Annotated in this window: 13 protein-coding genes; 7 read left to right on the forward strand and 6 right to left on the reverse strand. The window is 58.4% G+C overall.

Going from position 1 to position 20,157, the window contains the following annotated elements:
- Nucleotides 1-57 precede the first annotated feature (57 nt).
- Nucleotides 58-1,821 carry an ATP-binding protein gene (locus DFP98_RS06455; RefSeq protein WP_116059755.1) on the forward strand — a complete coding sequence of 588 codons (1,764 nt, stop codon included), beginning with the start codon at nt 58-60 and terminating at the stop codon, nt 1,819-1,821.
- Here the strand turns inward: DFP98_RS06455 and DFP98_RS06460 are convergent.
- Nucleotides 1,788-2,708, reverse strand: coding sequence for a diacylglycerol/lipid kinase family protein (locus tag DFP98_RS06460; RefSeq protein WP_246016438.1), 921 nt, complete (start codon nt 2,706-2,708; stop codon nt 1,788-1,790). The two genes, DFP98_RS06455 and DFP98_RS06460, sit on opposite strands and share 34 nt — an antisense overlap.
- A gap of 111 nt (nt 2,709-2,819) precedes the next feature.
- On the opposite strand from DFP98_RS06460, the gene DFP98_RS06465 reads away from it, so the two are divergent.
- Both DFP98_RS06465 and DFP98_RS06470 read left to right on the forward strand, forming a co-directional pair.
- Complete coding sequence (locus tag DFP98_RS06465) at nt 2,820-3,932, forward strand: DNA alkylation repair protein (protein WP_116059756.1); 1,113 nt, start codon at nt 2,820-2,822, stop codon at nt 3,930-3,932.
- Nucleotides 3,929-5,008 carry an FUSC family protein gene (locus DFP98_RS06470; RefSeq protein WP_116059757.1) on the forward strand — a complete coding sequence of 360 codons (1,080 nt, stop codon included), beginning with the start codon at nt 3,929-3,931 and terminating at the stop codon, nt 5,006-5,008. The genes DFP98_RS06465 and DFP98_RS06470 overlap by 4 nt, the downstream gene beginning before the upstream one ends.
- Before the next feature lie 54 nt (nt 5,009-5,062).
- Here the strand turns inward: DFP98_RS06470 and DFP98_RS06475 are convergent, their stop codons facing one another.
- The 5 genes from DFP98_RS06475 to DFP98_RS06490 form a co-directional block, all read right to left on the reverse strand.
- A complete protein-coding gene (locus DFP98_RS06475) occupies nt 5,063-5,341 on the reverse strand; it encodes a transposase (RefSeq protein ID WP_116059758.1) in 279 nt (92 codons plus the stop codon).
- A gap of 13 nt (nt 5,342-5,354) precedes the next feature.
- A complete protein-coding gene (locus DFP98_RS38945; protein ID WP_181917516.1) occupies nt 5,355-5,498 on the reverse strand; it encodes a hypothetical protein in 144 nt (47 codons plus the stop codon).
- A 73-nt stretch (nt 5,499-5,571) separates the two neighbouring features.
- The gene (locus DFP98_RS06480) at nt 5,572-6,147 is read right to left on the reverse strand and encodes a TVP38/TMEM64 family protein (protein WP_116059759.1); all 576 of its coding nucleotides are present in this window, start codon (nt 6,145-6,147) and stop codon (nt 5,572-5,574) included.
- A gap of 45 nt (nt 6,148-6,192) precedes the next feature.
- Complete coding sequence (locus DFP98_RS06485; protein ID WP_246016439.1) at nt 6,193-7,398, reverse strand: MFS transporter; 1,206 nt, start codon at nt 7,396-7,398, stop codon at nt 6,193-6,195.
- On the reverse strand, nt 7,379-8,533 hold the full coding sequence (locus DFP98_RS06490; protein WP_116059760.1) for an MGDG synthase family glycosyltransferase: 1,155 nt from the start codon (nt 8,531-8,533) through the stop codon (nt 7,379-7,381). Before DFP98_RS06490 ends, DFP98_RS06485 begins: the two co-directional genes overlap by 20 nt.
- A gap of 355 nt (nt 8,534-8,888) precedes the next feature.
- Between DFP98_RS06490 and DFP98_RS06495 the strand changes: the two genes are divergently transcribed.
- Genes DFP98_RS06495 through DFP98_RS06510 form a run of 4 tightly spaced genes read left to right on the forward strand, consistent with a single transcriptional unit; the run spans nt 8,889 to nt 20,157 of the window.
- The gene (locus DFP98_RS06495; protein ID WP_116059761.1) at nt 8,889-12,305 is read left to right on the forward strand and encodes an amino acid adenylation domain-containing protein; all 3,417 of its coding nucleotides are present in this window, start codon (nt 8,889-8,891) and stop codon (nt 12,303-12,305) included.
- Nucleotides 12,302-13,402, forward strand: a complete 1,101-nt coding sequence (locus tag DFP98_RS06500; RefSeq protein WP_116059762.1) for a saccharopine dehydrogenase NADP-binding domain-containing protein — start codon at nt 12,302-12,304, stop codon at nt 13,400-13,402. Before DFP98_RS06495 ends, DFP98_RS06500 begins: the two co-directional genes overlap by 4 nt.
- Nucleotides 13,399-15,696, forward strand: coding sequence for a bifunctional Gfo/Idh/MocA family oxidoreductase/class I SAM-dependent methyltransferase (locus DFP98_RS06505; protein ID WP_116059763.1), 2,298 nt, complete (start codon nt 13,399-13,401; stop codon nt 15,694-15,696). Before DFP98_RS06500 ends, DFP98_RS06505 begins: the two co-directional genes overlap by 4 nt.
- A gap of 51 nt (nt 15,697-15,747) precedes the next feature.
- Nucleotides 15,748-20,157, forward strand: coding sequence for a non-ribosomal peptide synthetase (locus DFP98_RS06510; protein WP_220377065.1), 4,410 nt, complete (start codon nt 15,748-15,750; stop codon nt 20,155-20,157).

Below are 20,157 nucleotides of genomic sequence, written 5' to 3' on the forward strand. Positions count from 1 at the left end.
GTCGAAATGCTTATAAAGCAAAAAGCACCTGACGTCAGATTATGCGAGGGGTAAACAATGAACGGTTCCGTAGCCTCATGGCCTCCTTTTTTTCTGCTGCTGGCACTGTTAATTAGCATACTCGCATCTTATACCATGTTTAACTTTATTGGCAACCTCAAACGTTCAAACGGGACGTTCCGCCAGTTCTGGCTGGCAGGGGGGGCTTTCGTGTTCGGGTTGGGGCTGTGGGCGAAGCATTTCGTGGCCTTGCTGGGCAACCAGGAGCCGATTATTTTCACATGGGTGATGCCGGTTACGTTGATGTTCATTATCTTTTTCTCCTTGATGGCTTTCGTGATGTTGACCCTGCAAGGAGTATTGAAGTATCGCTTACTGTACGGCAGTTCGATTCTCGCCTTCGGGATCGCTATTCTGAATTATTTCAGCGTGTTCGGCCCGCGGATCGAGCGTCTGGACATCGAGCCGGGCAAGCTGTTCCTGTCTCTGCTCATGCTGTTCGTCGGTACGTTTCTGGCGTTCATGGTGGCGGAATCGACGTTCAAGTTTCGGGAACTGATGGCAAGCTTGCTTCTGGGGACGTTGGTCGTCGCGCTTCAATTGTTGGGGACGCAGGCGCTCAGGGTGGAGTACTCCTCCGGCATCTACAGCACTTCGGACAAGCTGACTCAGGATATTAACTTCCTGGCGTTGATTCTCGGTTTGGGGGCGCTGCTCATCCTCGTCTCCACATTGATTACCTGGTACATCGATAAGAGGCTGAACCAGATGGACGAACGGTACAGGCTGCTGGTGGAAAATTCTCTCGATACGATCGCCATACTAAAAGGCAATCGCTGGGGCTTCGTCAACGCTGCCGGGTTAAGGATGTTCGAAGCGGAGAGCGCAAGCGATCTGATCGGCAAGTCCATCTACGCGTTCCTGCCGACGGCCGATCATAACACGATCAAGGACAGACTGCATAACCTGGTGTTCGTGGGCAGCAGCAAGCCGATCGAGCAGGAATGGTTTACGTTAAAAGGGAAAGTGCTGCACACCGAAATCGTGGAGACGATGACGACGCTCGACAACGAGCCGGCGATTCAGATCATCATTCGCGACATTTCGGAGCGCAAGAAGAACGAGGAACTGCTGATCAATTCGGAGAAGCTGTACGTGGCGGGACAATTGGCTGCGGGCATCGCGCACGAAATCCGCAATCCGCTGACCTCGCTTAAAGGCTTCTTGCAATTGATCGTCTCGGGGAGAAGAAACAATAACAGCTATTACGATATTATGAATGCCGAGCTGGATCGGATCGAGGACATCGTAAGCGAGCTGCTGATGCTCTCCAAGCCGCAGGTGTACGAGCTGACGTATCAGGATTTGCGCGTGATGATGCGCGACACGGTCACGCTGTTGGAGGCTCAGGCGATTTTGCACAATATTGCGATTGAAGCGGAATACGGCACGGAGCCGCTCTGGATTTACGGGGTGGAAAATCAGGTCAAGCAAGTGTTCATCAATGTGATCAAAAACGCCATCGAGGCGATGATAGACGGAGGCTGGATTCGCATCAATCTGTCGCGCGAACACGACGGCGTATTCGTTCGCATACGAGATGAGGGACCCGGCATCGGGGAAGACCAACTGGCGAAAATGGGCCAGCCTTTCTACACGACGAAGGAGAAAGGGACGGGACTCGGACTGATGGTCAGCTACAAAATCGTAGACAACCATCAGGGCAAGATCGACGTGAAGAGCGAGCTTGGCAAAGGCACGTTGTTCGAGATTACGTTGCCCTTCCGCTATCCGGAGGCCGAGATCAAGAAATCCAGCTGACCTGGGCGAATCGCTGTGCGGAGCGGGGTTTGCCCGGCGGGTTCCCCGTCTCCGAAGGCAAGCATAGGAGGCGAGGCTTCGATCGCGGCCTCGCTTCCGGACAGCTGCGTTACATATTGCGTCCAACGCACATGTTTGCCAAAGAGCACAGTGGGGAAAATCATGAGAAAACGGGGCACGCTGCAGGCGTGCACGACGCATAGATGGATAAGCCCGTCGTCCGGTTGGGCGGACGGGCTTATTCGCAATCCGCCGCCGTAGGTTGGAACGTTGGTGATGGCGGACAGCCAGCATCTCTTAAAGCGGCGGGTCTTTCCGTCAACCGTAACCGTTACGTCGCGGGGCTTGAACCTGCCAAGCGTGCGCAGCAGGCCGATGACGTAAGCGAGCGAGCCTAGGCCCAGTCGATTGCACCACTTTTTGTATGCCGATCCGTTCACGTCCGCCGCCACGGCCGCATCCAGCCCAATGGCGACGGCGGTCAACGTGAGCTGAGATTGTTCATTCTTGGCGGTCGTATCCAGCAGATCGATTTTTTGCGTATGTCCGTTCAAAATCAGCGCCAGGGCACGGTCGGCGTTCTTCGGAATGCCAAGAGCGCGAGCTGTGTCGTTACCCGAACCGGACGGAATAAGGCCAAGCGGTACGCCTGAGCCCGCAAGGGCGGGAAGCAGGCCGTGCAGCGTGCCGTCGCCGCCGACTACGGCCACGGCGATCAAGCCGCCCCGTTCGATGCGTTCGCGAACGAGCCCGCGGGCCTGCTCGGCGGAAGAAGTCGAGACGCGCTCATAGGCGACGCCTTGCAGAACAAGCCGGGCCTCAAGGCGCTTCCATATGGAACGGCTGCGGCCATTGCCGGAGGTTTCATTGACGACGAACAGTATCAAGCTGCCAAATCCTCTCTGAAGAAAGCTGATCAAATCTCATTATAAGGGGAGGTCGGGCGGACGGGAAGGCGGACGTGCTATAATGAATTTATTTGGTTGGAGGAGTTCGTGATGGCAGAGCCGCTTAAGGCAATTTACAACGCTGCTTTTTTGAAGGCGTTCGGCGATAAAGTGAAACAAGCTTACGAAAAATTCGATGTCGAAGGGTTCCTTGCTCTCGTTCTCGGCGAGGGATGGGAGGGGCTGGAGCTCAAGCAGCGAATGCGCAGAATTACGGAGAGTCTGCGGAGGACGCTGCCCGAAGACTACGGCAAGGCGCTTGATGTGCTGGATGCAATTGCGGACAAATGCCGCGGTTTTCCGTATTTGTTCTTTCCTGATTTCGTAGAGAAGTATGGGCTAAACGACTGGGAGAGGTCGATGCGGGCGTTGGAACGCTACACCAGCGGCTCCAGCGCCGAATTCGCCGTACGGCCGTTCATCAAACTGGATCAGGAGCGGATGATGGCGCAGATGCTGGAATGGAGCGCGCATCCCGACGAGCATGTGCGCAGGCTGGCCAGCGAAGGCTGCCGACCTCGCCTGCCTTGGGGAGAGGCGCTTGGCGCGCTGAAGCGGGACCCTGCTCCGATCTGGCCGATTTTGGAACGGCTAAAAGCGGATCCGTCGGAATACGTCAGACGCAGCGTGGCGAATAATCTGAACGACATCTCGAAGGATCACCCTCAGTTGGTGCTGGACCTCGCGAAAGCTTGGCAAGGCGTCGATCAAGGGACGGATTGGATCATTCGTCATGCCTGCCGCGGGCTGCTGAAAGCCGCCAATCCCGAAGCGATGGCCCTGTTCGGTCTGGCTCCGTTGGGGGATATAGAGGTGCTGGAATGGGAGATTCATCCCGCCAGGCTCTCGATCGGAGAGGCGGTGGAGTTCCGATACGGGCTGCGCGCTCCCACAGGGGACGAAGTGAAGCTGCGGCTCGAATTGGCCGTATTCTTCCCGCGCTCGAACGGCAAGCTATACCGCAAACTGTTTAAGCTTAGTGAGAAAAGTATTCCAGGCGGTGCGTACGTTCAAGGCGGGAGAGGGTTTTCCTTCGCCGATCTGTCGACTCGCCGACACTACCCGGGCGTACACCGAATGGCGCTTGTCGCGAACGGACGGGAAGTCGCCCATGCCGAGGTAGAGCTGACGGCCGACACGGAGCAGGGAGGGGCGCAAGCATGACGATCGGAGCACGCGTGCTGAAGACCGGCCTTGCGGTCGCCATCGCGCTGTGGGTCGGCCAACTGATCGGCCTCGAATCCCCGCTTATCGCGGCCATTGCATCGATCTTCACGATTCAGCCCTCGATCTACCGTTCGTGGATGCAAATGCTGGACCAGGTTCAGAGCAACGTACTTGGCGCGATTATCGCGATCGGCGCGGTGTGGCTCGTCGGCAATACGCCGATTCTTGTCGGACTTGTCTGCATTGGCGTCATTCTAATCTGCATTCGCTTGAAGGCCGAAGACACGATCGCGTTGACGCTGGTCACCGTCGTCGTCATTATGGAGGCTCACTCCCAAGGCTGGATGGTCGCCTGGGATCGCTTGGCCGCTATTTTGACCGGTATGGTATCCGCATTTGCCGTGAACGTCAGCATTGCTCCGCCTCGCCATCGTTCGCGATTCGTGAAGCAGGTCGGAGAAGCTCAGGCGCTGCTGTCCCGGCTGCTTCGCACCGTAATCTCCAACGAGCTGAAGGAGAGCGTGTACCGGAAGGAGCAAAGCGAGCTGCGAACGAAAATTCGCAAGCTTGAGGATTACTACGATATGTTCGCGGAGGAGAGAGTTTGGCGGAAGGAGGCGCGGCTGAAGCGGGTCCGGCTGCTTGTCGTGTACAAGGGGATGCTCGCCGCTCTGGAGCGGGGCTACGCGCTGATCGAAGCGGTGGAGGAGCAGTACTGGGCCGTGTCCACGCCGAAATCCTGGAACCGGCTCATCGATCGGGAGATCGAAGCTCTGTGCGCCTATCACGAGCAGCTGCTGTGGAAATGGGACGGGAAAATAAAGCCCGGAGCTTCCTCGGCCGCACCTCCGCCCGAGGCTTCGATTTTGCTGACGGAGCTAATCGACGGGCAGATGGAGAACGACCGGCCGGCTCGTTGTCGTATGCTGGTGATTTCCGGGGCGCTGTACAGCTACGAGGAACGGCTACGGAGGCTGGACAAGCTGATGGAGCAGTGGTTTCAGCGCGGGCTGGAAACCGGCGATCAAGAGGACAGTCAGGAGCGGTCGTTATTCTCCCGCTTGAGCGAATAGCTATACGAAACGCCCAACCGGCGGAGATCATTCATAGCCGGTTGGGCGTTTGATTTACTTCTTGCCCGGAGCCATTTGGCGGCGGGGATGGTCGATCTTGCCGATCTTGTCCGTATCGTTCTCCTTCGGAACGAGCCGGGGGTCCGTTCGGCCTTCGTGGTGATTATCGAAGGCGAATTCGGTGAGCGTCCATTCCGTCTCTCCGAGAATAAGATCGGAAGGGAATACGTCTCCCCGCTGCAGCTTCTGCGCTTGCCCGGCTTCGTTCTCGTACACGCCGTCCACTTCTACTTTTTCTCCCGACATCGGGTCCATTCTTTTCGCTTCGCTCATCGCGTATGCCCCCTCACAATCCGTGCTTCGGAACGGCGGCTCTGTCGGCCTCGGACTGCAGCCGCTTCGCCGCTTCCTTGCCTGCTCCGGTCCGATCCGCCTCAGACTGGGCTTTGCTGGCCGTTTTCTGCTTGTCGGAAGGCTGTTTGCCGGACATGACCATTCCCTCCTTTGACATTCGAAATGCCTGTTTAGGATTCCACGGGAAGAGGGACGTTATGCTATCTCGTTCACTGATAACGGCTTTCCAGCTTGCGTCCCCCCAGCCACATCAGGAAGACGAAGGAGACGGCAAAGACGATGCGCCACGGCTGATCGGCCATCGCCTGCAGATCGTGTCCGAGAAAGCTCAGGGTGAAGATCATGACGGCTTTGCCCAGACCCATTGCCGTAAGGAACGTATGGAACGGAATTCGCGACATGCCCGAGGCGATATTTACGATGACGGAAGGAGAGAACGGGAAGCAGGCCAACAGGAAAATCGGGGTAAAGCCTTTGCGCTCTATGTACTCAAAAAATTTTTTAGATTTCGGAAATCTCGCGCGAATCCGGTCGCCGTAGCGATTGCCCAGACGCCGGGCCAGCGAGAAGACGAGCAGCGCGCCAAGAGTGACGCCGATCCAGGAGTACAAGAAGCCCCACCACATGCCGTAAGCGGCCGCGTTGGCAACGATAAAGACGACAAGCGGCAGGACCGGAAGAAGCGCTTCGAGAAAAGGAAGCGCAATGCCCGGCAGCGGTCCGAATTGCGAATAACGGTGCAGCAGCAGCTCGATCTCTTCGAGATTGAAATTTCCATTAAACATTGCACAAGCAGCTCCATTCGACTCGTCTGACGGACTTCAATTCGACTATTGCGCCTCCTTCGCTGCAGCGGGCGAAGCTTCGCCCCTGAACAGTCGGAAAGGAAAGAATACATAAAAGACGCTGATGACGATAAATAACACTCCGGCGATGCCGATGACCGAAGCTTCGCTGTAACGGGTGGCAATCAGTCCGCCGACGACAGGACCGATCATACCGCCAATGCCTTCCACTGTAGAGAAGACGCCCCATCCGAGCCCCTGCTGACCTGGCGGAACATAAGCGGCCAGCAGAGCGTTCCATGCGGGCAGCACGGCGGAATAAGAAACGCCGAGCACAAACGCCCAGAACAAAGCAAGTCCAAGCGGAGGATGCAGGGTGAGCGCGAACAGAACCAGGCCGAACGCCAGAAAGCCGACGATCAGGAACCACTTCTTGCCGAACATATCGGAAAGCTTGCCCATCGGGATTAGCCCGATGACCGTGCAGCCTCCTCCGATCATCAACAGAATGGAGTAATGCGTGGCGGTCATATCAAGCGCGTTAACCGCAAAGCTTGGCAGAATCGGAAGCAGCATGCCCGCCCCGAGCGTCTGCAGAACCATTCCCGGAAGCAGCGGCTTCATTTCCCTCAGGCGTTTGCCTAGAATGGAGAGCTGCTTGCGGAACGGTACGACGTCGATATGAACGTTGCGGCCTCCCTTGATCATTAGCGACAGCAGCCAGGCGGCCAGAGAGACGCCGACCATCACCCAGTAGCTAACCGTCAGATCGTAGTCGAGCAGCAGGTTGATGACGACGGGGCCGCTGCCCATGCCGACGAGCCAGATCGTATACAGAAAGCCCATCTGTGTAGCGCGTTGGTCCTCGTTGATTTTGGTCAAACAAACGATCCAGACCGGCGATATGCCGATTCCGTACAAGGCCGCCGCCGTAATAAATACCCAAGGGATGTCTGCGAACTGCATGGCGGCGATGCCGATCAGGGAGCATAATGCGCCCACGCTTATAACCGTGCGAACGGACAGACGATCCAATAAGTAGCCGATTGCCAGCTTTAGTCCTGTGTCAGTTAAATAATGTGCGGTTATGGCTGCTCCGATAACATCCAAATTAAGGCCGAGCGCTTTATCGCCATAGATCGGCAGAAAGCTGATCAATGCCGCGCCCCTGACGAATTCGATTAAATACAGAATGGTCAGATAGAGAAGCATATCCGTGTGAAGCAGCGATTTAAGGGATGACTTGCTCACAAGCAGTTCTCCTTTTCATAACGGGGACATCTTCCATTATATTCAATTGTTGAACAATATCCAAGGCGATCGTGTCCGAGGCGTTCGGTTTGCGCAGCGAACGGACCGCTTGAAGCATCTGCTCGCGAAGCCGGGAGTTCTCGAATCGTTCCGCTATCGCATTCGTTAATTGACCGATCGATCTACAGATGACGGCGGCCCCTTTGTTCTCCAAATAGCGAGCGTTGTTATACTCCTGTCCCGGTACGGGACGATAGAGGAAAATCGGCAGCCCGGCGGCTATGGCTTCCGATAAAGTCAATCCGCCCGGCTTGGTAACAATGCAGGAGGCCGCAGCCATCCAATCCTGCATTCGCTCTACATAACCCAGTACGGTCACGTGGGGATTTCCTTCAAACTGAACCTCAAGCGCCTGACGGAGCGCTTGATTACGACCGCATATCAGGACGACGCGAACGCCGCATCGAGCGGTCAAGCTCCTGCACAGTCCTGCTACGCTCACCGGCGACATTCCGACAGAAGCCATAAATAGCACGGTCGGTTTTCCGACAGGGGGCCTCGTTTCGGCAGACAATGACTGAAATTCGGGGCGGATCGGAATGCCGGTCGCGGCAACCCTCCGCTGCTCGACGCCCAGTTCGCAAAGCTGTCGGTGCATGTCGTCCGTCGCGACGTAGTACTTATCGATCTCCGGATGAACCCAGCGCAGATGCAGATCGAAGTCCGTAATGACGTTAAACATCGGAATTTTTCGGCGCATTTTATGCATGACCTGCGGGCAAGCCAGGGTCGGAAACGTATGAATGATAGCGTCCGGACGCTCCGCCTCCACCATTTTCAACAATGCGGGTACTCCAAACGAATGCAGCCAGGAAGCGAACAGGGAATCCGGCTTCATCGTTTTGGTGCGCTGATATACCCAGCCGTATGCTTGGGGGAGCACGGAATAGCTTTTGTGATAGACGAAACGGCTTACCCCGTTCAGAACGGGATGCGATTCCTCCAGCAGATCGACCAGCTTAATCTCCGCGATGCCAAGCTTGGCGAAGCTTTGTTGAAGCGCGGACGCGGCCTGCCAATGTCCTTCTCCGAAACGGGCATACAAGATGAAAAATTTGCGCGGGTCGTTCATCATGCTCGCACCTCGTTTAGTCTCGTTAGTCGATGATATCGTTCTCCGTCCACTGTAACTCCCCAATGTAAAGTCGGAATAAAGGCTTAGGAGAAGGCACGTCAAAAATGTTGAAAACCCGTACTTATCATTTTGGGCGGAGGATCGAGGCGTTATGCGTCATTATGAAAAAAACGCTCTCTTGCGTGAGGAAAGGAAATGAGGGATCGGAGGTTGATCATTCGCGAAATTTAATATACTTTGACATAAAAGTAATAATGTTGTAATTTTATACTAGGATGTTTATTGATAATGATTATCAATTTCATTCAAATGATATCATATCATTTACCATAATTTATGGGAAGGGGGATAATGATTGGTTATAGGAAGAACAACGTGGGAGCGTATTCGGGGAGCTTCGCTATCGCATGGGGTTGCGCCGATATCCGCGATAGTGTCCGCTTGTGCCGAGGTATTGGAGAGATGGGGGAAGGGCGGCGGAAAATTCGTTGTCGAGCTTCGGGAATTGGCGGACGAATCGACGCTGCCGCTCGAAATCAAGCCGACACAGAACGGCACGTGGCTGGAAGCATGTTTGGGCATTCAACGGCAGCTTGAGACAAGGGCCGGATGGTCCAGCGGAGAGCTTGAGTCGATTAGGCAATTCAACGTCCAAGCGTTCGACTCGGAAGCGCGGGATTCGATCGTAGTAAGCTTTCAGGCAAACGTGTGCGATGAATCCGTCCAAATCGATTGGCAGGCGGATGAAAGGCTGCTTCCTCCGAGCAAGACCGATGCGATGTTCCAGGCTTATATCGATTTGCTGATCTGGGCTGCCGATGGTGCATGGGAGGGGGAAATTCCGGATGTTATGCCGATCTCGCAGAGGGCGGTTCGGGAGCAAGCGAACAGGTCTGCGGTTGCCGTGAAGGAGCAATGCCTTCATCATGATTTTTTTGCCAATGCACGGCAAAACCCCGATCGGCAGGCGCTATTGTGGAACGAGGACGGCATTCGAAGGTCGATGACTTACGGCATGCTGTCCGATCGTGCGCTGCGGCTGGCTTCACTGCTGGTCGGCAAAGGCGTGCGGCAAGGGGACGCTGTCGCGGTAACCTTGCCGCGAGGGCCGCTTCAGGCGATCGCTGTCCTAGGCATATTGGCGGCCGGAGCCGCTTATGTGCCGGTAGGCGTGAACCAGCCCGCCGCGCGCAGAGACAAGATTTATCGGACGGGAGACGTTCGCTGCCTCGTATCGGCTGGCTCCATAGCGGCCGGACAAGCTTGCTCGGCAGATATTCCCGTAATTTCGGTCGACGACGACCTGGACCTCGCTTCTCCGCTTTCGCATCCGCAGTCTGTCCTCGCCGATTCTCTGGCTTATATCATTTTCACCTCGGGCTCGACGGGAGAGCCGAAAGGCGTGGAGATCACGCATAAGTCGGCCTATAACACGATTCGGGATATCAATACGAGATTTTCATTAAACGAAGCCGACAAGGTTCTTGCCGTCTCGGCTCTCGACTTTGATTTGTCCGTATACGATCTGTTCGGCCTTCTATCCGTGGGAGGCGGGGTCGTTCTGATTGATGAACGGGAAAGCCGCGAGGCGCCCGTCTGGCGCGAGCTCGTTCGCAGCATGCAGATTACCGTCTGGAACTCCGTGCCTGCGCTGCTCGATATGCTGCTGGCGAGCGCCGATGTCGACGAGGCTTTAACGTCTCTGCGTCTAGCGCTTGTTTCCGGCGATTGGATTGGGCTGGATCTGCCTGTTCGGCTACGCGGCAAAACGAAGGAGTGTCGTTTTATCGCGCTTGGAGGAGCGACGGAAGCTTCCATCTGGTCGAATTTCTTCGAGGTGCGCGAGGTCGATCCGTCCTGGCGTTCCATTCCGTACGGCAAGCCGCTCGGCAATCAGAGCTTTCGAATTGTCGACGGGCGCGGCCGGGATTGTCCGGATGGGGTAACCGGAGAGCTGTGGATTGGAGGCATGGGAGTTGCCCGGGGCTATCGCGGCAATGACAAGCTGACCTCCAGCAGCTTTGTCGATGCGGCCGGCTGTCGTTGGTACCGTACGGGCGATCTGGGCCGCTACTGGCCGGACGGCAATATCGAATTTCTCGGCAGGGCCGACCGGCAAGTGAAAGTAAACGGGTATCGAATAGAGCTTGGCGAAATCGAAGCTGTGCTTCGCCAATGCGAAGGAGTCCGTCAAGCGGCGGCCGTCGTATGCGAAGCCGGAGGGACGGCGCATCTTGCCGCGGCCGTCGTCGTAGGCTCGGAAGGCGTTTCCGATTGCGCCGTTTTGGACGAATCGATTGGCATCGAGGATCGGGCCGGCGAAAAAGAAGCTTATGAAGCGCAAGCGAGGATAGTTGAAGCTGCAATCGTTCGAATTATGAATATCGCCATTTGGCCGGATGCAGGGGCGACGATAACGGGTTTGGCGGGCTTCTTGCAGATCGCGGAGGAGTATCGGCCGCTGCTTGAATTGTGGCTCGAATGGCTGATTCGGCGGGACGTCTTGACGGAGAAAGGCGGCGTGTGGCGCGCAGGGCGAAGAATGGGACAGGTTCTGAACGACTCGGGCGGCCTGGCAGACAACGATGCGGTGGTGAAAAGCGTAGAACGGCGCCTATCCGAACGGGAGGAGGAATATCGAAGCATACTGCGAGGCGAGCTGTCTGCGGCCGTGCTTCTTGAGGATGCCATCCTCTCGCCGGAAAGCTTGTCCGTGCGGGACACCGGAACGATAGGCGGTCTCGAACGAATTGCCGACGCCGTCAAGAAGAGGGCATCGTCCGCAGGGAAACCGGTTGAGGCGGCGCTTGTCGGCGGCAGAAGCGGCGTTGCGGCAGTCAAACTGCTGGCTCATCTTGAGCCGCAGCATATTCGGCTTACGCTTCTGGACGCTTCGTCCTCTATGGCGGAGGCGGCGCGCGTCCGATTAGCTTCGACGTCGCATCATACCGTGAGATGCGAGAGGCTTCCGGACGGCCGCGTCCCCGAGCCTCACCTTTATCGCTACGATGCGGTTATCGCCGTTCACTCGCTGCACCGCTATCGCGAGCCAGGGGCGGGCGTATCCGCGGCCGAGCTGCTGGCTCGACGGGGAGGGACGTTGTTTGCGCTGGAGCATGACGCGCTTTCTCCGATCGCGCTGCTGACGGCCGCGGTGCTGGATAGAGGCTTTGCGGATTTGGATCAGACCCGCCGCGAGGCGAGGAGCCCGATGCTGCCGGCGCGACGCTGGGCGGAATTATGCGCGGGGGCGGGATTCGAGAAGATCCGCTTCGGGCGGGTCGACGGTTCGAATTCGTTCCTCATCGAAGCCCTCTGTTCGGAATCCAGACCGGAGCTGCGTGCGGACAACCTTCTCGGCTATGCGGCAGGCCAGCTTCCGTCTCATATGCTGCCGGAAAAAATCGAAATCCTGCCATGGCTGCCGCTGAGCGCCAACGGCAAGGTGGATCGCAACGCGATTGCCGAAGCGTTCGAATTCCGCGTTGCGTCGACGGATGGGGAACGGCCGCGCGCAGGGATGGAGCGGGAGATTGCGGCGATATGGGAAAGACTGCTGTCCGTCGAATCGTTCGGGCGCGACCGGGGGTTTTTCGAGCTGGGCGGAGACAGCCTGCTGGCTACCCGCTTTCTGGCCGAGACGAAGTCGAGGTTCGGGGTAGTGCTGCCGCTCAGACAGATGTTCGAATCGCCGTCTCTCTATCAAGTCGCCTCTCTCGTTGAAGAATTGCAGACGGAAGTGGAAGCGGACATGGAGGAGGGCGAATTATGATCGGCGTAATCGGAGGTTATGGAGATGTAGGCGCGCAAGCCTCCCGCTTTTTGCTGGAGTGGGGAAAACGGCCGCTGCGGATCGGCGGCAGGAGCCTCGAAGCGGCGAAAGCCGGACTCGGCGACTTGTTCCCGCAGGCGGAATGGAGGAGAGCGGACCTCGAGGATACCCGGAGTCTGGAGTCGTTCATGGACGGCTGCGAGCTGATCATCAACTGCGCAGGACCGTCGTGGCGGTCATCGGCGCGCGTTGCCGAGCTGGCTTTGTCCAGAGGCTGTCATCTGGTGGATGCCGGTATGGATCCGGGGTTCGAGCGGCTGCGGGGGGGATACCGGCATACGGCTGTGCTGTACGGAGCCGGCGCCACGCCCGGCCTGTCGGGATTGCTGCCGCGCTGGCTGGCGCGATCGTTCGATTCGGTACAAACGATGAGCTATTATTCCGGGGCGTTGGGCCGGTTTACCGCCTCCGCTGCGGAAGATTATCTCGCTGGCGCAACAGGGAAAGACAACGAAGCGCTGACCGCATGGAGAGATGGAGGACGACGCCCGGCGGCGTTAAGCAGAAAACCGGGAACGACGCTTCCCTTCTTTGCCCGCGAAGTGACCTTATATCCTTATTTGGACGGGGAAGCCGAGTTTGTAGCGGAGGCATTGTCGCTCCGGGATGGCGAGTGGCATATCGCCATCGACGGCGAGCGGGTGCCGCTTGTTCTGGAGGAGGTCAGTGCGCAGTTTCTGACCGACAGGGATAGCGCCGTAAAGCGTCTCTGCACGGCAACCGAGCTGGATTCGGCGGGCAGGCAGCCGTATTTCAACATGCTCGTTCAACTCGAAGGTTTAGTGCGCGGCGAGAATATAACGCGCACATCGGTCTTGCGGGCGGAGAGTCCTGCTGCTTTGACGGGGGCAGTCGTCGCGGCTGCCGGAATGGCGCTGGCGGAAGGGGCGATCGGTCCCGGCGTCCGACCGCTCGCGGAGATTCCCGAACCGGATGCGGTGATGAAGGCGTTAAGCCGGATGCCGGCCGTGTGCGACTTGAAGGTGCTGGAGCAATCCGTGAACGAACTGCTGCAAAACGTGGAGGGAGAGCTGTGAAGGACGGAAAATTGCGCGTGCTCGTATGCGGCTCTACGTTCGGGCAGTTTTATCTGGAGGCGCTTCGGTTGGCGTCCGATCGATTCGAACTGGTAGGCTTGCTCGCCAAGGGAAGCGAAAGGTCGCAGCGATGCGCGGCCTATTACGGAATCAAGCTGTATACCGACGCGAACGAGCTTCCTGCAGACATCGATCTCGCCTGTGTCGTGCTGCGATCCGGCGTGCTGGGCGGTCGCGGGACAGAGCTGTCGCTGAGCTTGCTTGAACGGGGAATCCATGTCGTTCAGGAGCAGCCCGTTCATCATGCCGATTTGGCGGCATGTCTGCGCAAGGCGCGCCAGAAGGGCGTGATTTTCCAAACGGGCGATTTGTACGTTCACCTGCCTGCGGTCAGACGGTTTATCGCGTGCGCCAAGGCGATGCTGGACAGACAAGGGGCGGTCTATATCGACGCCGCTTTCGCCTCGCAGGTGTCTTACCCCATGGTGCATATTTTTGCAAAAGCATTGCCGGCCATTCGGCCGTGGCGGATTGAGCGTTCGGCCGATAGCGCCGGGCCGTTCCGGGTGCTGACGGGAACGATTGGCCATACTCCCGTCGTTATGACCGTTCATCAGGAGGTCGATCCCGACGATCCGGACAATTATCTTCATCTGCTTCATCGCATGACGATCGGCTCCGCGGGCGGGAACCTGTCGCTTACCGATACGCACGGTCCGGTCGTATGGCGGCCGCGGCTGCATATTCCCGACCATCCGGACGTTCTTGGAGAATTGGCGTCCGATCATCCAGCGTATTTGCTGGACAGCAGCACGGAGACGCTGGGGCCGGCATCGGCCGCGAGCTACAAGGACATTCTTACGGCGCAATGGCCGCGCGCGATCGCCGACGACCTGTCGGCCATGCGGGAGCGTATCCTCGGCCGGGTGAACTCGGACATGATTGCGCAGCAGGAGTTGACGTGCTCTGTGCAGTGGCAGGAGCTGACATCGGCCTTGGGTTATCCGGAGCTTCGCGCGGGTAGCGGTCACCAGCCGTTTCCGCTGCGAATTTTGCGGGATGCCGCCGCGGGAATTCGCGACGACGGCGCTGCAGAGCTCCGGGAGTCTGGAGTGGTTCATGTCGCCGCTGCGCTGGAGGATGTCGAGGTCGATATCGCCTCATGCGGCGAATATGCGGAGAGCGAGCTTCAGGGCATCGATGCCGCTAGCGTGAACGCTTTTGTCGCGAGGCTGGACGAGGCGGTGCTTGACTCGATGCTCTATACGCTACAACAGCAGGGAACGCTGCTGGGCAGCGAGCGGTTTTACGACAGAGAAGAAGCGATAGCGGCATCAGGGACGAGCCCCAAGCATCGCGGCTTGCTTGGGCGCTGGCTGGAATTGCTGGCGGAGCGGGGCCGCGTCAAGCGAAGAAACCATGAAATATCCGGAGCGAACGCGGTAACTCAAGCGGAGCTGGACGAACGCTGGCAGGCAGTTAGGGAAATCTGGGACGACAGGCTCGGCTCGCCGCTAGTAATGGACTATCTGAGCGACAATGTCCGGCAGCTTCCCAGACTCATCAGCGGGGAGCAGCAGGCCGCGTTTCTGCTATTTCCCGAGGGGAGGATGGAGTACGCCCGCGCGTTGTACCGCGAGACGATTATAGCCCGTTATCTGAACAAGTCGCTGGCGGAGGCGGTTGTTCGTATCGCCGCTGCGAAGCGGGGCGCGCTGGCCGACAAGAGCAGACGAAAGCTGCGGATCGTCGAGATCGGCGCGGGCACAGGGGCGACTACGGAGGCGATCATTCCGCGGCTGATGGAGCTGCAGGGCGCATGGGATACGGAATATCGCTTCACGGATGTATCTCCGTTCTTTTTTGCGGACGCGAAGGCCCGGTTTAAGCATTGTCCTTGGATGCAGTTCCAGGTCGTCGATATCGACAAGGACCCTGTCGGACAGGGGTTAAGCGCTGAAGGATCGGACGTAGTCATCGCGGCGGGGGTGCTGAACAATGCGACCGACACCGATCGAACCGTCGCGGGACTGATGCGGCTTCTGGCTCCCGGAGGCTGGATGCTCATTACGGAGCCTGTGCGAGAGTTTCCGGAAATTCTGATTTCCCAGGCCTTTATGATGACTCAACCGGAAGATGACAGGAGAAACACGGGAACCGCTTTTCTATCTGCGGAGCAGTGGAGAAAGGTTTTTGCAAAAGCGGGCGCGACAGAAATAAAGGTGCTTCCGGCCGAGGGGCATAGGCTTGCTCCGTTGGGTCAAAAGTTGTTCGCTGTGCGCAAACACGGATAGTCGGCGCGCCGTAATCGAGCAAAACGACGAAAGGGGAGAAGTGAAGACGTGATGAATATGAGCAATTCAGCGGCCGTCGATCTGATGGCGCGTCTGCGCAAAGGAGGAGCGGCTTTATGGGAGGAAAACGGGAAATTGCGTTATCGGGCGCCGCAGGGCGTTCTATCCGAAGACGACCTGAGGGCGTTAAAGGAGCATAAGGAGAATATTCTGTTTGCGCTTCAAGCGGAGGCCGATCCGGCGGCGGTAGTTGCTGCTGCGTATCCGGAATCCCGGTTCGAGCCGTTCCCGCTCACGGATGTGCAGTCCGCTTATTTGCTGGGCCGAAGCGAAGCGTTCGGATACGGCGGCGTAGCGTGCCATATTTATTTGGAGATCAATTATCCGGAGCTGGACCGCGAGCGCGTGGAGGAAATATGGAATAAGCTGATCGCTCGCCACGACATGCTGAGGGCGACGATCGACAGGAACGGTTATCAGCAGGTGGCGGATCAGGCGCCCCGATTCTCCGTGACCGGTATCGACGCAAGCGCATGGGATGCGGACAGAACGGAGGCAAGGCTGGATGAAGTTCGCGAGTCGATGGGCCATCGCGTCTACGATCCGGGAAGCTGGCCGCTGTTTGACATCGCTGTGACGCGGACGGCCGAAAGAGCCGTTCTGCATTTCTCCATCGAGTTTCTCATTGCCGACTGGGCAAGCATCTGGCTGCTTCTCTCGGAGTTTGAGCGGATGTACGCGGATGGGCACACGGTTCTTCCGGAGCTTCGACTCACGTTCCGCGATTATTTGTTGGCCGAGCGGAGCTTGAGGGAAGGCGCCGCGTATGCCAGAGACAAGCAGTATTGGCTTAGCCGCATCGAGGATCTCCCGCCGGCGCCGGATTTGCCTGCGGCAAGGCGATCTTCCGAATCTGCGCAGGCACGCTTCTCTCGTCGTTATTTGCGGTTGAACGCAGACGCGTGGAACGGCTTCAAGCGGAGGGCGCAGCAACGCGGCATTACGCCGACTACGGCTGTCCTGGCGGCGTATGCCGCAGTGATCGAGAGATGGAGCCGCAGCCGTTCCTTTTGCTTGAATCTTACGGTGCTGAATCGGCTGCCTTTGCATCCCCAAGTTCGCGACATCGTAGGCGACTTTACCTCGATCAGCTTGCTGGCCGTGGATTGGAACAGCGGCCGCTCGTTCGGCGAACGGGCCAAGGCGATCAACGGGCAACTGTTCGAGGATCTGGACCATCGGCTGTTCTCCGGCGTCGAGGTGCTGCGGGAAATTTCCCGCAGGAAGGGCAGAGAAGCGGCGCTTATGCCGATCGTGTTTACGAGCGCGATCGGGCTTGCCGGTCAGACGGAAGGGAGCGGACTCACCGGGCAAGTGGAAGGACAAGGCATCAGTCAGACTCCGCAGGTGTTTATCGATTGCCAGGCGATGGATCGCGAAACAGGGCTGCAAGTTAACTGGGACATTCGAGAGGGCGTGTTCCCGGAAGGCATGACGGACGATATGTTCGCAGCGTTCGAAGCGCTGCTGCGCCAGCTTGCCGAAGCGGACCGACACTGGGAGGAGAGCGAGTCGGTGGAGCTGCCCGCGTGGCAGATGGACGAGCGGAGCCGGATCAACAGCACCGCGATGCCGCTGCCGACCGGCACGCTGCACGGCGGCGTATTCGCCCAGGCGGCGGCAGATCCCCGACGGATTGCTATTATCGACGGCGAGGAGCAGGTAACTTACGGAGAGCTTGCGCGCAGAGCGGCGGGAATCGCCGCGAGGCTGCAAGGAGCGGGCTGCGGCAAGGGAGACCGGGTGGCGGTAGCGATGGAGAAATCCGCGCAGCAGGCGGCGGCCGTGCTCGGGGTTCTGGCGCTTGGGGCCGCTTATGTGCCGATCGACCCTGCGCAGCCGACCGCGAGGCGAACGGCCATCCTGGAGAAAACGCAGGTGCGCCACCTGTTGACCGGCAGGGCGATTCGCACGGAATGGCCGGAGAATGTCGAGACGATCGAGATCGACCGGATCAAGCCCCTGGAGAGAGAGTGGACGGAAGCGGAGTCCGACGCGGATTTGCCGGCTTATATTATTCATACTTCGGGCTCGACCGGGCAGCCCAAAGGCGTTGTCATTACCCACCGGGCGGCTGTCAACACGATTCATGCGATCAACGGCTGCTTTGACGTCGGCCCGGAGGACACGGCGCTCGGACTGGCCCAGCTCGGCTTCGATCTGTCGGTGTACGACCTATTCGGCGTGCTGTCGGCCGGGGGAACGCTGGTATATCCTGCCGCCGACCGGCAGACCGATCCGTCCCATTGGGCGGAGCTGATCGTCCGGCATCGCGTGTCGATCTGGAATTCCGTTCCGGCGATGATGCAGATGCTGCTGGCCTATTGGCGCTCAGAGCCGGGGGGCGGCTCGGCCAAGCTGCGGCTTGTTCTGTTATCCGGAGACTGGATACCGCTTCATGTGCCCGATTCGCTGGCCGCCCTCGCCCCTTCGGCGCAGCTTGTCTGTCTTGGCGGCGCTACCGAGGCTTCCATATGGTCGAACTATCACATTTATCAAGGCCTGCATCCGAACTGGAGCAGCATTCCGTACGGCCGGCCGCTGCCGAATCAAAGCTTTCGCGTGTTGGACGGACAGCTGCGCGATTGCCCGGTATGGGTGCCGGGCGAGCTTTACATTGGCGGCGAAGGGTTGGCCGATGGGTATTTCGGCGATCGGCAAACGACGGAGGCGAGCTTCTTCCCTCATCCGTCCGACGGACAGCGATTGTATCGGACGGGGGATATCGGACGCTACATGCCTGGCGGGGAAATCGAATTTCTCGGCCGCGAGGACAATCAGGTGAAAATTCGCGGGTATCGAATCGAGCTTGGCGAGATTGAAGCCGCGCTGCAAAAGCATCCTGCGGTTGCGTCCGCTGCGGTTGTCGCGGTTGGCAGCGGAGACGACAAAGCGTTGTTCGGCGCGGTGGAGACGGTTCCCGGCCAATCCGTGCGGGCGGCGGAGCTGATCGAGCTTCAATCCGGTTATTTGCCGGGATATATGGTCGTTGCCGAATTGCGGATTGTCTCCGCTCTGCCGTTGACGGGCAACGGCAAAGTCGACCGGAAGGAAATTGCCGGATGGCGGCTTATGTCCGAATCTTCCATCCATATGGCGGAGGAGTCGGGCGAGATCGGCGACTCTTTGGAGAGGGAGCTTTCGCAGGTTTGGGCGGAAGCGCTCGGCTTGCCGGCGATCGGAAGGGCGGATAATTTTTACAGCCGCGGAGCCGATTCGCTAATTATGGCGCAGGTGGCGGGCAAGCTCCGGGAAGGGATGTCCGGCGAACCGTCGGGAAGCTCGATCCCGTTCGATGCGCTGCTCCGACAGATGCTCAATTATCCGACGGTGGCCGCGTTGGCCGAATTTGTACGCACGCATAGCGGACGAGCCGGCGACCGTCCCGCCGCCGAAGCGGCGGCCGTACGGAGTCGGGGCGCTTCCGGCAATGCGGCGCTTGCTTCTTATGGCGGCGGAACCGCGGGACCGTTGCGGGTCGTATTTCATGCCGGACTGGGGACGATGAACGATTTTCGGCTGCTGCTGGCTCATCTGGACAAGCAGCAGGCCGGCCCGGTCATCGGCATCACTGTAGCGGATGCCTCCGTCTATTGCTCCGCCCGACATGACGAATTGATCGAGCGGCTGGCCGACGACTACGCCAAGCGGCTGATCGAAACCGGACATGCAAGGATGCAACTGATCGGCTACTCCCTGGGCGGAGTTATCGCCGCCGAAACGGCGCGGCGCCTGCTGGAGACGGGAATCGAAATCGTCGATCTTGCGCTGATTGAGAGCCATCCCGTGCCCTATGCCATCGACGACGATTTGGTGACGGAAGCGCTGTTTGCGACGAATCTGAACCTTTCGCTGGAACAGGTCGGCTTCAGCGGCGTTCATCCGGACGATCTTCATCGCGGCTTGCGAAAAATGTTCGAAGACAACAATCAAAGCGTGCCCGCAGGGGCCTCGCTGAGCATTGGCGGCGACGAAGGACTAGACCGGGTAGGAGAGCTGTTCCGCAGATTGTCTCAAATTACTGCAAGAGAACGATTTACGGCGTATGTGGATGCGATAGCCGGGTTGAGCGGCGAAAAAATGCCGGTCGAGATGGCGGAAAGCCTGTTTCAAGTGTTCCGTCAAAGCCTGAAGGCGGCCCGGTTTACGCCGCGGCCTTACATGGGCGATATGCGTCTGTTGTTGGCCAAGGAGCCCTTTGCTTTGTTGCCGGGAACGAAGGAGGCGACGCTTGGCTTCTGGCGGGAAATTTGTCTCGGCGACCTGACCGTGGAGGAGATCGAGGGCAATCATCTGACCAGCATTGCGGTCGAACCGAACGCAAGCGCTCTTGCCGGTTTGCTGGGTCAAGCGCTCGCTGCCGCAGGCGGTGTTCTTACTTTTCGAGGAGGAGAACGATAG

The sequence above is a fragment of the Cohnella phaseoli genome (assembly GCF_003386235.1).
GTDB lineage: Bacteria > Bacillota > Bacilli > Paenibacillales > Paenibacillaceae > Cohnella > Cohnella phaseoli.

Excerpts from the sequence above, each read along its gene's own strand:
- DFP98_RS06455 (WP_116059755.1), top strand. The coding sequence starts at position 58 with ATGAACGGTTCCGTAGCCTCATGGCCTCCTTTTTTTCTGCTGCTGGCA.
- DFP98_RS06465 (WP_116059756.1), top strand. The coding sequence starts at position 2,820 with ATGGCAGAGCCGCTTAAGGCAATTTACAACGCTGCTTTTTTGAAGGCG.
- DFP98_RS06470 (WP_116059757.1), top strand. The coding sequence starts at position 3,929 with ATGACGATCGGAGCACGCGTGCTGAAGACCGGCCTTGCGGTCGCCATC.
- DFP98_RS06475 (WP_116059758.1), bottom strand. The coding sequence starts at position 5,341 with ATGAGCGAAGCGAAAAGAATGGACCCGATGTCGGGAGAAAAAGTAGAA.
- DFP98_RS38945 (WP_181917516.1), bottom strand. The coding sequence starts at position 5,498 with ATGTCCGGCAAACAGCCTTCCGACAAGCAGAAAACGGCCAGCAAAGCC.
- DFP98_RS06480 (WP_116059759.1), bottom strand. The coding sequence starts at position 6,147 with ATGTTTAATGGAAATTTCAATCTCGAAGAGATCGAGCTGCTGCTGCAC.
- DFP98_RS06490 (WP_116059760.1), bottom strand. The coding sequence starts at position 8,533 with ATGATGAACGACCCGCGCAAATTTTTCATCTTGTATGCCCGTTTCGGA.
- DFP98_RS06500 (WP_116059762.1), top strand. The coding sequence starts at position 12,302 with ATGATCGGCGTAATCGGAGGTTATGGAGATGTAGGCGCGCAAGCCTCC.
- DFP98_RS06510 (WP_220377065.1), top strand. The coding sequence starts at position 15,748 with ATGAATATGAGCAATTCAGCGGCCGTCGATCTGATGGCGCGTCTGCGC.